The sequence below is a fragment of the Paraburkholderia madseniana genome (genome assembly GCF_009690905.1).
In the GTDB taxonomy this organism is placed as follows: Bacteria; Pseudomonadota; Gammaproteobacteria; order Burkholderiales; family Burkholderiaceae; genus Paraburkholderia; species Paraburkholderia madseniana.
In genome coordinates this window covers 1-205 of record NZ_VOSW01000384.1, presented here as the reverse complement: position 1 = coordinate 205, position 205 = coordinate 1, and the positions used below count along the sequence as shown (strand labels likewise).

Here is a 205-nt window from a genome sequence, read left to right as displayed (position 1 = left end):
GCATGCCCGCGTTGCCATCTCAAGGAGCGATGTTCGCCCAGCGACTATCGCCGCATCCGACGATGGGAGCACGAACATGTACTGGAAGTTATGCAGCGTCGACTCGACCGGAAGCCTGATGCAATGATCATCCGAAGAAGCACTGTCGAACACGTCTTCGGCACGCTGAAGCATTGGATGGGGGCCACCCACTTCCTGACCCGGA

1 protein-coding gene is annotated in these 205 nt (G+C 58.5%); it reads left to right on the top strand.

Going from position 1 to position 205, the window contains the following annotated elements:
- Window positions 1–205, top strand: a 205-nt coding sequence (locus FSO04_RS46220; RefSeq protein ID WP_174825365.1) for a transposase, incomplete at both ends; no start/stop codon positions are given.